This is a genomic window from Kitasatospora brasiliensis (assembly GCF_032654805.1).
Taxonomy (GTDB): Bacteria; Actinomycetota; Actinomycetes; order Streptomycetales; family Streptomycetaceae; genus Kitasatospora; species Kitasatospora brasiliensis.
The window spans coordinates 886,756-900,172 of the sequence record NZ_JAUOOW010000001.1; the positions used below are offsets into that span (position 1 = coordinate 886,756).

The window sequence follows — 13,417 nt, forward strand, 5'->3', positions numbered from 1 at the left end:
GGGCACCCCTTCAACCTCACTGGACTTGCTGTCGACTTTGCAAAGTAGCAGACTTTGCAAAGTGACCGAAGACCTCGTCAGCACCGGCCCCCTCCCCGAGCACGCCGTCCGCACCGCGCTGCTGGAGCTGCTCGCCGAGCTCGGCACCGTCACCTCCACCGAGGCCGCCGCCCGGCTCGGCCTCAGCTCCGGCCTCTGCTCGTTCCACCTGCGGCAGCTCGCCCGGCACGGGCTGATCGAGGAGGCCCCGGCCACCGACCTTCGCGCCCGTCCCTGGCGGCTACCGCAGCCCCAACAGCCCGCACCGGCAGGCGAGTTCGACGCCCTCGCGCGCGGCCTCGAAGACGAGAGCCACCAGCGCTGGCTCGCCCACCGCGCCGAGGCCCCGGCGGAGTGGCAGCAGGACGAGGCCTTCAGCGCCGTCGTCTACCTGACCCCCGCCGAGCTGGCCGCCGTCGGCGGCGAGGTCCGCCGCCTGCTGGCCCGCTACCGGGACCGCGAGAGCGACCCGGCCGCCCGGCCCGCCGACGCCCGCCCGGTCGCCGCCGTCGCCCGGCTCTTCCCCCTCCTCGACCAGTAGGTCAGACGGCTCGCACCCGCGCCCGCACCGCCCGGACCACCGGGCCGGTCGCCAACCCCAGCGCCGCCCCCAGGACGACTCCCTGCACCCCGTCCCACACGTCCTGCACATCACAGGTCCGCCCGATCACCGGCAGCGCGTACTGCACCACCGACACCGCGAACGGCAGCGCCGCCGCGCCCAGCAGCGCCGTCGTCACCCGGCGCCGGGTGCCCGCCAGCGCGGCCGCGAAGCCGACCGGGGCATACGTCGCCAGCTTCAGTTCGATGTCCCGGACGTGCAGCAGCTCGTCCGGCGAGCGCCACCGGCCGCCCGCGACGATGCAGTGCCGCACACCGCCCTCCGTGAGCTGGAACGCCTCGGGCAGCAGGGTCGCCACGACCACCCCGCCGAGCCCGAGCAGCAGAACGAAGCCCACCGCCCAGTGGGCCCGCAGCAGCCGCCCCACCTGCCGGTTCAGCAGGGCCGCGGGCACCAGCGAAAGCAGCAGCCCGGGCCAGAACATCGGCATCCCGCCGAGCACCGCACTGATCACGCCTCAACGGACGCCCCGGGCGCCCCGCCCGGTTCTCACCCGGGCCCGGGAAATGCCCGGAGGGTCACCGGCCGGTCACCGCCACCGCGCCCGACCGGTACGAGCATCGCGTCGGGCGCCGACACCAAGCGGGCCCTGGCCAGGCGGACGTGGGAGGACACCCGGAACTACGCGGACGCCAAGTCCGAGGTGATCGCCGGCATCATCGAACGGGCCATCCGCGACGAGGACTGATCAGTGCGGGATGGAGGAGATCAGCTCCTGCGCTCCCTGCCGCTTGAGCGCCAGCGCGACCGAGGTCCCGAGATCCTCCGGGGAGAGGGCGCCCGCCCACTCGTGGGCGTCCAGCACCTGCTTGCCGTCCGGGGTGAAGACCCGGCCGCGCAGCGAGAGGCGGCCGTCCCGCTCCGCCCGGGCGTACCCGGCGATCGGGCTGTTGCAGTGGCCCTGGAGGGCGTGCAGGAACATCCGCTCGGCCGCCGCCTCGCGCCAGGTGTCGTGGTGGCCGAGGCCGGTGACCGCGTCGATGGTCGCGGTGTCGCCCTCCCGGCACTGGAGGACGAGGATCCCGGCGCCGATCGGCGGGCACATCGCCTCGATGCCGAGCACCTCGGTGATCCGCGCCCGCTCGCCGATCCGCTCCAGGCCGGAGACGGCGAGCAGCAGCGCGTCCACTTCCCCGGCGGCCAGCTTGGCGAGCCGGCTGTTGGCGTTGCCGCGGATCGGCACGCACTCCAGGTGCGGGTGGGAGGCGGCGAGTTGGGCGACCCGGCGGACGGAGGAGGTGCCGATCCGGGTGCCGGGCGGGAGGGCGGCGAGCGGCAGGCCCTCGGGGTGGACGAGGGCGTCGCGGATGTCGTCGCGGCGCAGGTAGGCGGCGAAGACGGTGCCCGCCGGGAGCGGGCGGTCGGCGGGCACGTCCTTGAGGCAGTGGACGGCGACGTCGGCCTCCCCGGCGAGCAGCGCGGCGTCGACCTCCTTGGTGAACGCGCCCTTGCCGCCGAGTGCGGCGAGATCACCCGTCCAGCGGTCGCCCGAGGTGGTGACGGGGACGACCTCGGTGCGCAGTCCGGGGTGCAGGGCGGCGAGTTCGGCGCGTACTCGCTCGACCTGGGCGAGCGCCATGGGCGAGGAGCGGGAGACGATGCGGATCAGCTCAGCGGTGGCCATGGCGCGATGATAGGGCGTCGAACAGCCGCCGGTGACGACGCGTCAGCCGCCCGGCGCGTGCCGGGCGGCCAAGCGTGCGAGCTCACTCGTTGTGCAGCACCTCGGCGATCGGCAGCCGGGCCGCCGAGCGGGCCGGGACGAGCGCGCCGAGGACGGCGATCAGCACGCCGGCGAGCGCCAGCCCGCTCAGCAGCGGTGCGCTCCACACATCGAGGGTGTCCGGCTTGAACACGATCGTGCCGACGTTCTCGGTGATCAGCCGGTGGGCCACCACCCCGACGGGGATACCGACGAGCCCGCTGACCACGCCCTGCCAGGCCACCGAGGTGACCGTCATCGCCACCACCTGCCGGGGCGTCATCCCGATCGACTTCAGCATGCCGAGGTCCCGGCGGCGTTCGCGGATGGTGAGCAGCAGGGTGTTGAAGACGCCCAGCGCGGCGACCACCGACAGCAGCACCGTGAAGATCGTGGTGAAGGCGATGACGGCGGCGACCGGCCCGCCCAGGGCGGGATCGAACACCGAGGCGGAGAGGCTCGGGTCGGCGTCCGTCACCGCCTTGCGGTAGGCCTCGGCGTCGGCGCCCTCGGCGAGCCGTACGTCGTACTCGACCACGTGCGGGTCGTCGGTGAGCGCGGCCCTGGTGGCGTCGTTGGAGGCGAACGCCCGGGGGTTGCCCTCCTCCTCCTCGCCGACCAGGGTGACGGGCAGCTTCCGCCCGTCCAGGTCCAGGGTGAGCCTGTCGCCGAGCTTGAGCCCGTGCTGCTTGAGGAAGGAGGGCCCGGCCTCGATCTCGTTCGGCCCGGTCGCCGGGCGGCCCGCCACCACGTCGAGCCGCTTGGAGTTCACGAGGTCGTCGCCGCCGTAGAAGTCGGCGAACGCGGGTTGGCTGTGGCCGACCAGCCCGACCTGGACCAGCCCTCGGGTGCTGACCCGCTCGGCGCCGGGGGCGGCGCGCAGCATCGCCTCGGTCTGGGCCGGGGTGAGCCTGGGCGCGACCTTGTTGCCCGCGAAGTGGGCGGTCTGGACGTTGACGTGGGTGTGGCCGTCGCGGTGGTCCACCGCTTTGGTCAGGGTGCTGCTCAGGCCGGACGTCAACGTCACGGTGACCACGCCGAGCACGATCGCCGCCATGGTCAGCGCGGTACGGGCGGGGCGGGCGAAGGGCTGGCCGAGGCCGAGGCTCACCGCGCGCGGCAGCCGGGTGCCGCTCAACCAGCGTTGGACCTTCAGGCCGCGGCCGCCCTTCGGGGCGCTGCCGGCCGAGATGGCCTGGGCGGCGGGGAGCCGGTGGGCGCGCAGGGCCGGGACGAGCGCGGCGAGGACGACCAGCGCCGGAACGCTGATCAGGGTGGCGAGCGGCAGCCAGCCGGCCGGTTCGATCACGGCGGTGCCGGTGACGATGCCGGAGAACGCGGACTTGAGGATCGGGTACGAGGCCACCCAGCCGGCCGCCGTCCCGAGGACGGTGCCGGCGATCGCGGGCACCGAGACCATGGTCAGGTAGACGGTGAGCACCTGGCGCGGGGTGAAGCCGATCGACTTCAGCACGCCGATGTGCCGGTAGCCGGAGACCACCGCGCCGCTCACCACGTTGCCGACGATCAGCGCGGAGACGACCAGGCCGAGCACGCCGAAGACCGTCATCAGCGGGAGGTAGGCGTCGGCGCCGGCCGAGAAGGCGTCCTTGAGCACCAGGTACGACTGGGCGCTGACGACCGCGTCCCGGGGCACGCCCTCGGTGGCCGCGCCCATGGCGGCGGTGAGGGCCTGCTCGCCGGTGGCGTCGGTGAAGCGGTAGAGCATCTGCCGGCCGGTGGGGTGCAGGGCGGCGGCCTGTTCGGGGGTGACCCAGCCGCCGGCGCTCTGGCTCATGCTGTTGGCGAAGCCGACGATGGTGAGGTGGCGGTCGCCGCCGATCGGGAGCCTGGTGTTCAGGAGCTTCTCCCCCACGCCTCCGAACGGCGAGTTGAGGACCACCTCGCCGGGTGCGGCGGGCCAGCGGCCGGACAGCAGCTCCACCCGGTCCACCGGCCCGGCCGGATCGGCCCGGCCGACCAGGGCCAGCGGTCCGGGCGGGCTGCCGAACCAGTCGGTGGGGATCTCCACCACGGCCTGGTCGAACGGCCCGGCGGCCGCCTCGACGCCGGGCCGGTGGGCGGTGGCGGCCAGTTGCTCGGCGGAGGCCCTGGCCGGGTCGAAGGACGCCACCAGGTGGGCGCCGCGCTGTTGGGAGAAGGCCTCGTCGAAGGGGGCGCGGGCGGCGCTGATCACCGCGAGGCCGAGCAGGACGGTCGTGGTGGCGCAGAAGACGACCAGGCCGATCACGATGGTCTGCACCCGGCGGCGCTTCACGGCCGCCCGCGAGGCCCGCCACACGGCACCGGTCATGACTGGGGCTCCAGCATTCGCTCACGTGCCACTCTGCCGTCCGCGACCTCGACCAGCCGGCTGGCGCAGCGGGTGGCCAGGTTGGGGTCGTGGGTGACGATCAGCAGGGTCTGCCCGATCTGGTTGAGGTCGATCAGCAGGTCCATCACCTGCTCGCCGGAGCGGCTGTCCAGCGCGCCGGTCGGCTCGTCGGCGAGCAGCAGGGCCGGGCGGTTCATCAGGGCGCGGGCCACCGCGACGCGCTGGCGCTCACCGCCGCTGAGGGTGGCCGGGTAGACGTCCTTGCGGTGGGCGACGCCGAGTTCGTCCAGCAGCTCCAGTGCCCGGCGGCGGGCCTGGCGGGCGCCGGTGCCGGTGAGCTGGGCGGCCAGGGCGACGTTGTCGAGGGCCGGGAGGTCGTCGATCAGGTTGAAGAACTGGAAGATCATGCCGACGTGGCGGCGGCGGAACAGGGCGAGCCCGGTCTCGTTCAGCTGCCCGAGGTCCTGCCCCTGCACCCGGACGGTGCCGGCGGTGGGCCGGTCCAGCCCGGCCACCATGTTCAGCAGGGTGGACTTGCCGCACCCCGAGGGGCCCATCACGGCGACCGCCTCGCCCGCGCGGATCCGCAGGTCGACGCCGTCGAGCGCCTTGGCGTCGCCGAACTCCTTGTGGACTCCGGACAGCTCGACGACGACCTGTGCGTCGTCCGGCCGGGAGGTCCCGTCGTGGTCGTTGCTCATGGGGGACGACGGTAGGCGCGGCGCCGTGGCCGAGACGTCCCACCCCGGGTGTAACCGTGGGCGGCCGTAGTACCCGGGATGTACGGGGGCGGCACCCCCGGATGATGTGGATCACGCACCGGCCTGGGAAGCTGGCGTCGTGTGGGGAACGGGGTGGCAGTGGGCGGCGGTCGCGGTGGCCGGCGCGTCGAGCGCGGGCGCCGGCTGGCTGGCCGTGGCGCTCGCACGGGCGCGGCGGCTGCACCGGGCGGCCATCGGCGAGCGCGGCTGGCTGCTGGAACGCGAGCGGGAGAGCGCCGCCCGGACGGCCGTGGACGCCGAACGGGCGCGCATCGCCGCCGAGTTGCACGACATCGTGAGCCACAACGTGAGCCTGATGGTGGTGCAGGCCGGGGCTGCGCGCGAGGTGCTGGCCACCATGCCGGAGGCGGCCGCGGCGTCGATGGCGGCGGTCGAGACGGCCGGACGGGACGCGATGACGGAGCTGCGGCACCTGCTCGGCCTGCTCGCCCCCGCCGCCGACGGCAGCGAGGAACCGGAGGCGGACGGCTTCGCGCCGCAGCCCAGCCTGAGCCGGCTGAGCCCGCTGATCGACCGGTTCGCCTTCGCCGGGCTGCCGGTCGAGGTGCGGATCTCCGGCGAGCCGCGCCCGCTGCCGGCCGGCGTCGACGTGACGGCGTACCGGATCATCCAGGAGGCGCTCACCAACGCGCTCAAACACGGGGACGGGGTGACGGCGGAGGTGACGGTGCGCTACGCGGACCACTACCTGCGGGTGGAGGTGCTCAACAGCGGCCCGAGCGTGCTCTCCGGGGCGCCGGCGCCCGTCGGGTCGAAGCCCGACGGCGCCGGGCGCGGGCTGATCGGCCTGCGCGAGCGGGTCGCGGTGTACGGCGGGGACCTGGACGCCCGGCGCCGGCTCGGCGGCGGCTACCGGGTCCGCGCCCGCATCCCGCTGGACCGGCCGTGACGGCCTCGGTGGAAGGGGCCTCGGTGGAGCAGGACGGGCAGCGCCGCCCCCGGGTGGTGATCGCCGACGACCAGGAGCTGGTCCGCACCGGCTTCCGGATGATCCTCACCGCGCGCGGCATCGACGTGGTCGCCGAGGCCGCCGACGGCGCCGAGGCGGTGGCCGCCGCCGTGCTGCACCGCCCGGACGTCGCGCTGCTGGACATCCGGATGCCCACCATGGACGGGCTGGAGGCCGCCCGGCGGATCCTGGCCCAGGTGCCGGGCTGCCGGGTGATCATGCTGACCACCTTCGACCTGGACCACTACGTCTACGCCGCGCTGTCCGCCGGGGCCAGCGGCTTCCTGCTCAAGGACGTCACCTCGGCCCATCTCGCCGCCGCCGTACGGCTGGTGGACACCGGGGACGCGCTGCTCGCGCCCTCGATCACCCGGCGCCTGGTGGAGCGCTTCGCGGCCGGCGCCCCGCGCCCGGCGCCCGGCGGCGACGGCCCGCCGCCGCACCGCGACCTCGCGCCGCTCACCCCGCGCGAGGCGGAGGTGCTCGCCCTGCTGGGGCGGGGGCTGTCCAACACCGAGCTGGCGCGCGAACTGACGCTCAGCGAGTCGACGGTGAAGACCCATGTGGCGCGGATCTTCGCCAAGCTCAACCTGCGCGACCGGGCGCAGGCGGTGGTGCTCGCCTACGAGACCGGGCTGGTCGCACCGGGCGGCTGAGCTCCAACTCGCCTTCGTTTCGGCCGATTTCAGGTGACTATCATCATCCGAAATCACTCCTTAGAGCTAACTTCCGGCCAGATCCGCCTTTTTACCCATTCATGGGGCACCATCTGCATGTCCACGCCCGAACGAGACCGACCTTCACGGGCGCCACCACCCGGCACGACGAGGACAATTGGACCGGCCCGAGACCACCACTCCCCCCGTCTGGGACTGCCCCTTCCACCACACCGACGCCCTGGAGTTCGACCCCCTCCTGAAGCGGCTGCTCACCGAGGCCCCCGTCGCCAGGATCAGGCTGCCGCACGGCGAGGGGGAGGCCTGGCTGGCCACCCGCTACGAGGACGTCAAGACGGTCACCACCGACCGCCGGTTCAGCCGCGCCGCCGGCATCGGCCGCGACCTGCCCCGGATGACGCCCGCACCGATCGCCCAGGCCGAGGCGATCAACCTGATGGACCCGCCCGCCCACAACCGGCTGCGCCGGCTGGTCGCCCAGGGCTTCACCAACCGCCAGGTCGAGCGGATGCGCCCGACCACCCAGCGGACGGTCGACGGCTACTTCGACGAGATGGCCGAACACGGCGCCCCCGCCGACCTGATGCACTTCCTGGCGAACCGCCTCCCCCTCACCACCATCTGCGAGCTGCTCGACATCCCCGCCGCCGACCGCACCGAACTGCGCGGCCACGCGGTGGCGATGATGCGGATGGGCCCGGACAGCCGCGACGGCCAGGAGGCCGCCAAGACGGCACTGCGCGGCTACTTCACCGAACTCACGGCTGCTCGCCGAGCCCGTCCCGGCGAGGACCTGATCAGCGCCCTCGCCACCGCCCGCGACGGCGACGAACTGCTCGACCCGGACGAGCTGACGGTGATGGCGATGGTCCTGCTGGTCACCGGCCACGACACCAGCACCTACCAGCTCGGCAACCTCACCTACACCCTGCTCACCCACCCCGAGCAGCTCGCCAAGCTGCGCGCCCGGCCCGAGACGCTGCCCGACGCGCTGGAGGAGCTGCTGCGCTTCATCCCGTTCCGCCAAGGCGTGGGCATCGCCCGGGTCGCCACCGAGGACGTCGAGCTGGGCGGGGTGCTCATCCGGGCCGGCGAGGCCGTGCACGTCTCGTACCTGACCGCCAACCGGGATCCGGCGTTCTACGAGCGGCCCGACGAGCTGGACCTCGACCGGGGCGCGCCCACCCACATGGCCTTCGGCTACGGCCAGCACCACTGCCTCGGCTCGCACCTGGCCCGGATGGAGCTCCAGGTCGCCATCGGCACCCTGCTGCGGCGCTTCCCCGGTCTGCGGCTGGCCGTCGAGCCGTCCGAACTCGACTGGGACTCCGGCTCGATCTGGCGCTTCCCGCGCACCCTGCCGGTGGCCTGGTAGCGCCTCCCCGCCCATCGTTCCCGCAGCACTGGGGAGACCCGCCCATGGCAACACTGTGCCGCCCGGCGATCGCCGTGCCCGAGCACGTCATCACCCTCGACCAGACCCTCGCCCTGGCCCGTACCCTGCACGCCGGCCACCCCCAACTCGGCCTGGCACTGCGGCTGATCGAGAACACCGGGGTGCGCACCCGGCACCTGGTCCAGCCGATCGAGCGGACCCTCACCCACCCGGGGTTCACCGTCCGCAACGAGGTGTACGAGCGCGAGGCCAAGCGGCGCGTCCCCGAGGTGGTCGAACGCGCCCTCGGACACGGCGAATTGACGGCCCGGGACATCGACCTGATCGTCTACGTGTCCTGCACCGGCTTCATGATGCCGTCGATGACCGCCTGGCTGATCAACACCATGGGCTTCCGCTCCGACACCCGTCAGGTGCCGATCGCCCAGCTCGGCTGCGCGGCCGGCGGGGCCGCCGTCAACCGCGCCCACGACTTCTGCCGCGCCTACCCGGGCGCCAATGTGCTGATCGTCGCCTGCGAGTTCTGCTCGCTCTGCTACCAGCCGACCGACCTCGGCGTCGGCTCGCTGCTCTCCAACGGGCTGTTCGGGGACGCCGTCGCCGCCGTGGTGATGCGCGGGCAGGGCGGGCGCGGGATGCGGGTCGAGCACAACGGCTCGCACCTCGTGCCGCACACCGAGGACTGGATCTCGTACGGGGTGAAGGACACCGGCTTCCACTTCCGGCTGGACAAGCGGGTGCCCGGCACGATGGAGATGCTGGCGCCCGCGCTGCGAGGCCTGGCCGGGGAGCACGGCTGGGACGTCTCCGGGCTCGGCTTCTACATCGTGCACGCCGGCGGCCCGCGCATCCTGGACGACCTGTGCCGCTTCCTCGATCTGGAGCCCGCCGCCTTCCGCCACAGCCGGGCGACGCTCACCGAGCGCGGCAACATCGCCAGCGCCGTGGTCTTCGACGCCCTGGCCCGGCTGTTCGCCGAGGGCGGCGCCCCCGAGGGCACCACCGGACTGATCGCCGGTTTCGGACCGGGCATCACCGCCGAGATCTCGCTGGGCAGTTGGGCCTGCGACCCGGCCGAACCGGTGCTCCTGCGCCCATGTGCGATCTCCACCTCCGACATCACCCTCGTCCATCCGACCGCCTCCCGCCGTTTCCCGGCCGGCACTACGATCACGGAATGACAGACACCACGGACCGAACCGATGCCTCTGCCAGATCCTCCGAACTCGCCGCACTGTTCCCGGCGTTGCACGCGCCGCAGTACTGGAGCTGGGGGCGGTTCGACGCGCAGTTCTCGACCGAGCTGCCGCCGGACGCGCTGGTCACCAACATCCACCTGGTCGGTTTCGCCGACGGCCAGGTGGTGCTCTGCCGCGACGACCGGGACCACTGGTTCCTGCCCGGCGGCACCCGGGAGCGGGGCGAGTCCATCGCCGCCTGCCTGACCCGCGAGCTGAGCGAGGAGGCGGGCGCCCGGCTGCTCGGCGAGCCCGGGTGGCTGGGCGCGCACCGCTGCCGCACCGAGGACCCGGTGCCGTACCGGCCGTGGCAGCCGCACCCGGAGAAGGCCTGGCTGTGGGGCTGGGGAGAGGTCGCGCTGGACTCCGCGCCGACCAACCCGGCGGACGGCGAGCAGGTGGTCGAGGTCCGTGCGGTGCCGCCCGAGGAGGCCCAGCGGCTGCTGCTGGCCGGGCACGACGCCTGGTGGGGCGAGCTGGTCACCCTGGCGGTGGAGCTGCGGCGGCGGGCCGGGCTGGGCTGAGGCCCTCCCCTTCCGGATATTCCCGCCGGGCGGGAAGAGCACTGGAACGGCCGAACAGCAGGAAGCCGTGTCCGTTTTGCGGTGATATGACTCGGCCATGGACACCAACATGCTGGCCGTGGACTACCCGGTGCTCAACATCTTCTGGACGCTGCTGGAGCTGTTCCTCTGGATCCTCTGGTTCTTCCTGCTGTTCAAGATCATCACGGACATCTTCCGCAGCCACGACCTCAGCGGCTGGGGCAAGGCCGGCTGGCTGGTCCTGGTGATCATCCTGCCGCTGATCGGCGTCCTCGCGTACCTGATCGCCCGGGGGACGTCGATGGGCAAGCGGGACGTCGAGCAGGCGCAACGGTCCGAGGCCGCGTTCAAGGCCTACATCCGGGACGCGGCCGGGACGGCGCCCGGCGAGGCGGGCGGCGGCGGTGGGCCGGGCGGTGGTGCGGGCCGCAGCCACGTCGACGACCTGGCCAGACTCGCGGACCTGAAGGACCGGGGGGCCATCTCCGACGAGGAGTACCAGAGGGCCAAGGACAGGATCCTGTCCTGACGGACTCCCGGTGTGACGGACGACGGCCGGTGGGCGCTCGCCGAGCTCCCACCGGCCGTCGTCACGTACGGGTACCGGCTCAGCGGCGCCCGGAGCGCCGGTCGCCGCCGCCACCGCCGCCGGTCAGGCCCGCGCGGCGCAGCGCGTCCGCCATGGCGCTGTTGGCCGGCGCGCCGGCGCCGAAGCCGCCCCGGTCACCGCCACCGCGCCGGTCCTGGCCGCCACGGCCGCCCTGACCGCCGCCCTGGCCACCACCCTGACCGCCGCTGCGGCGCTCCTGGCGCGGCGGGCGGGCCTGGCGGTCGCCGCGGTCGCCGCCGCGGTCGCCGCCGCGCTCGCGCCCGACCTCGTCGTCCAGCCGCAGGGTCAGCCCGATCCGCTTGCGCGGCACGTCCACCGAGAGCACCCGGACCTTGACGATGTCGCCGGGCTTGACCACCTCGCGCGGGTCCTTGACGAAGGTCCGCGACAGCGCCGAGACGTGCACCAGCCCGTCCTGGTGGACGCCCACGTCCACGAAGGCGCCGAAGGCGGCGACATTGGTGACCACGCCCTCCAGCACCATGCCGACCTCCAGGTCGCCGATCTTGTCGACGCCCTCCTTGAAGGCCGCGGTCCGGAAGGCCGGGCGCGGGTCGCGGCCGGGCTTGTCCAGCTCGCCGAGGATGTCGGTGACGGTCGGGACGCCGAAGGTGTCGTCGGCGAAGTCCGCCGGGCGCAGCGCGCGCAGCCGCTCGCCGTTGCCGATCAGCTCGCGCAGCTCCCCGCCCGTGGCGGCCAGGATGCGGCGCACCACCGGGTAGGCCTCGGGGTGCACGCTGGAGGCGTCCAACGGGTCCTCGCCGCCGGGGATGCGCAGGAAGCCGGCGCACTGCTCGAAGGCCTTGGGGCCGAGCCGGGAGACGTCCTTGAGCTGCTTGCGGGTGCGGAACGGGCCGTTGGCGTCGCGGTGGGCGACGATGTTGTCGGCCAGCGTGCCGGTGATGCCGGAGACCCGGGTGAGCAGCGGCGCCGAGGCGGTGTTCACGTCCACGCCGACGGCGTTGACGCAGTCCTCGACCACGGCGTCCAGCGAACGGGAGAGCTTCACCTCGCTGAGGTCGTGCTGGTACTGGCCGACACCGATCGACTTGGGATCGATCTTGACCAGTTCGGCCAGCGGGTCCTGGAGCCGGCGGGCGATCGATACCGCGCCGCGGATCGACACGTCCAGGTCGGGCAGCTCCTGGGAGGCGAACGCGGAGGCCGAGTAGACCGAGGCGCCGGCCTCACTGACCATCGCCTTGGTGAGCTTCAGCTCGGGGTGGCGCTTCAGCAGGTCCTCGGCGAGCTTGTCGGTCTCCCGGGAGGCGGTGCCGTTGCCGATCGCGACCAGGTCGACGTCGTGCTTCTTCGCCAGGGCGGCCAGGGTGGCCAGGGCCGCGTCCCACTTGTTGGCGGGCTGGTGGGGGTAGATCGTGTCGTACGCGACGACCTTGCCGGTGGCGTCCACCACGGCGACCTTCACGCCGGTGCGAAAGCCCGGGTCCAGGCCCATGGTGGCGCGGGTGCCGGCCGGGGCGGCGAGCAGCAGGTCGCGCAGGTTGGCGGCGAAGACGCGCACCGCCTCCTCCTCGGCCTCGGCGCGCAGCCGGGCGCGCAGGTCGATGCCGAGGCGCACCAGGACGCGGGTGCGCCAGGCCCAGCGGACGGTGTCGCCGAGCCACTTGTCGGCCGGGCGGCCGTGGTCGGCGATGCCGAAGCGGGCGGCGATCCGCTGCTCGTAGTCGTTCCCGCCGGGCAGGTCGCCCTCGGACTCGCCGTCGAACGGGGAGAGTTCGAGGTCGAGCACCTCCTCCTTCTCGCCGCGCAGCATCGCCAGGATGCGGTGCGAGGGGAGCTTGGTGTACGGCTCGGCGAAGTCGAAGTAGTCGGCGAACTTGGCGCCGTCGCCCTCCTTGCCGTCGCGGACGGTGGCGACCAGGCGGCCGCGGGTCCACATCCGCTCGCGCAGCGAGCCGACCAGGTCGGCGTCCTCGCCGAAGCGCTCGGTGAGGATCGCCCGGGCGCCCTCCAGGGCGGCGCTCCGGTCGGCCACCGACTCGTTCAGGTACCGCTCGGCGAGCGCGGCCGGGTCCTGGGTCGGGTCGGCGAGCAGGCTGTCGGCCAGCGGCTCCAGCCCGGCCTCGCGGGCGATCTGCGCCTTGGTGCGCCGCTTCGGCTTGAACGGCAGGTAGATGTCCTCCAGGCGGGCCTTGGAGTCGGCGGCGAGCACCTGGGCGCGCAGCGCGTCGTCCAGCTTGCCCTGGGCCTCGATCGACTCCAGGACGGCCGCCCGGCGGTCCTCCAACTCGCGCAGGTAGCGCAGCCGCTCCTCCAGGCTGCGCAGCTGGGCGTCATCGAGGGAGCCGGTGACCTCCTTGCGGTAGCGGGCCACGAAGGGGACGGTCGCGCCGCCGTCGAGCAGGCCGACAGCCGCGTTCACCTGCCCCTCGCGGACGCCCAGTTCCTCGGCGATCTTGCGCTCGATCGCCTGCTGGGCCTGCCGGGCCACCTGTTCGACTGGCGTGGTCACGAAGCCGGTCACCTTCTCCTTCAGTGCTTTGCGCCGTACGCCCTGCATT

General features: G+C 73.5%; 12 protein-coding genes. 7 read left to right on the forward strand and 5 right to left on the reverse strand.

Translation table 11 applies throughout. From position 1 onward, the window contains the following. Positions 1-61 precede the first annotated feature (61 nt). Complete coding sequence (locus QWJ13_RS04045) at positions 62-580, forward strand: helix-turn-helix domain-containing protein (protein WP_316520525.1); 519 nt, start codon at positions 62-64, stop codon at positions 578-580. 1 nt (position 581) lies between these two features. Here QWJ13_RS04045 and QWJ13_RS04050 read toward each other — a convergent pair whose 3' ends face one another. The 4 genes from QWJ13_RS04050 to QWJ13_RS04065 all read right to left on the reverse strand — a co-directional run bounded on the left by QWJ13_RS04050 (position 582) and on the right by QWJ13_RS04065 (position 5,399). Then, positions 582-1,115, reverse strand: a complete 534-nt coding sequence (locus QWJ13_RS04050; RefSeq protein ID WP_316520527.1) for a hypothetical protein — start codon at positions 1,113-1,115, stop codon at positions 582-584. 234 nt (positions 1,116-1,349) lie between these two features. Further along, positions 1,350-2,285, reverse strand: coding sequence for a hydroxymethylbilane synthase (gene hemC / locus QWJ13_RS04055; protein ID WP_316520529.1), 936 nt, complete (start codon positions 2,283-2,285; stop codon positions 1,350-1,352). Positions 2,286-2,367: 82 nt separating this feature from the next. Next, positions 2,368-4,677, reverse strand: coding sequence for an ABC transporter permease (locus tag QWJ13_RS04060; RefSeq protein WP_316520531.1), 2,310 nt, complete (start codon positions 4,675-4,677; stop codon positions 2,368-2,370). Next, the gene (locus QWJ13_RS04065) at positions 4,674-5,399 is read right to left on the reverse strand and encodes an ABC transporter ATP-binding protein (RefSeq protein ID WP_316520532.1); all 726 of its coding nucleotides are present in this window, start codon (positions 5,397-5,399) and stop codon (positions 4,674-4,676) included. Before QWJ13_RS04065 ends, QWJ13_RS04060 begins: the two co-directional genes overlap by 4 nt. A 139-nt stretch (positions 5,400-5,538) precedes the next feature. Here QWJ13_RS04065 and QWJ13_RS04070 point away from each other — a divergent pair, with 139 nt between their 5' ends. The 6 genes from QWJ13_RS04070 to QWJ13_RS04095 all read left to right on the forward strand — a co-directional run bounded on the left by QWJ13_RS04070 (position 5,539) and on the right by QWJ13_RS04095 (position 10,814). Continuing rightward, on the forward strand, positions 5,539-6,369 hold the full coding sequence (locus QWJ13_RS04070; protein WP_316520534.1) for a sensor histidine kinase: 831 nt from the start codon (positions 5,539-5,541) through the stop codon (positions 6,367-6,369). Then, positions 6,366-7,085, forward strand: coding sequence for a response regulator transcription factor (locus tag QWJ13_RS04075; protein ID WP_316520536.1), 720 nt, complete (start codon positions 6,366-6,368; stop codon positions 7,083-7,085). Before QWJ13_RS04070 ends, QWJ13_RS04075 begins: the two co-directional genes overlap by 4 nt. Positions 7,086-7,263: 178 nt before the next feature. Continuing rightward, the gene (locus QWJ13_RS04080) at positions 7,264-8,481 is read left to right on the forward strand and encodes a cytochrome P450 (RefSeq protein ID WP_316520537.1); all 1,218 of its coding nucleotides are present in this window, start codon (positions 7,264-7,266) and stop codon (positions 8,479-8,481) included. A 44-nt stretch (positions 8,482-8,525) separates the two neighbouring features. Next, positions 8,526-9,683, forward strand: a complete 1,158-nt coding sequence (locus QWJ13_RS04085; RefSeq protein ID WP_316520539.1) for a type III polyketide synthase — start codon at positions 8,526-8,528, stop codon at positions 9,681-9,683. Beyond that, positions 9,680-10,264 carry an NUDIX hydrolase gene (locus QWJ13_RS04090; protein ID WP_316520541.1) on the forward strand — a complete coding sequence of 195 codons (585 nt, stop codon included), beginning with the start codon at positions 9,680-9,682 and terminating at the stop codon, positions 10,262-10,264. The genes QWJ13_RS04085 and QWJ13_RS04090 overlap by 4 nt, the downstream gene beginning before the upstream one ends. A gap of 97 nt (positions 10,265-10,361) precedes the next feature. After that, positions 10,362-10,814: an SHOCT domain-containing protein gene (locus tag QWJ13_RS04095; protein WP_316520543.1), complete on the forward strand. Its 453-nt coding sequence runs from the start codon at positions 10,362-10,364 to the stop codon at positions 10,812-10,814. A gap of 79 nt (positions 10,815-10,893) precedes the next feature. On the opposite strand, the gene QWJ13_RS04100 is transcribed toward QWJ13_RS04095, so the two are convergent. Then, positions 10,894-13,368 (reverse strand): Tex family protein, encoded by a 2,475-nt coding sequence (locus tag QWJ13_RS04100; protein WP_316520544.1) that lies wholly within the window; start codon positions 13,366-13,368, stop codon positions 10,894-10,896. Positions 13,369-13,417: the final 49 nt, after the last annotated feature.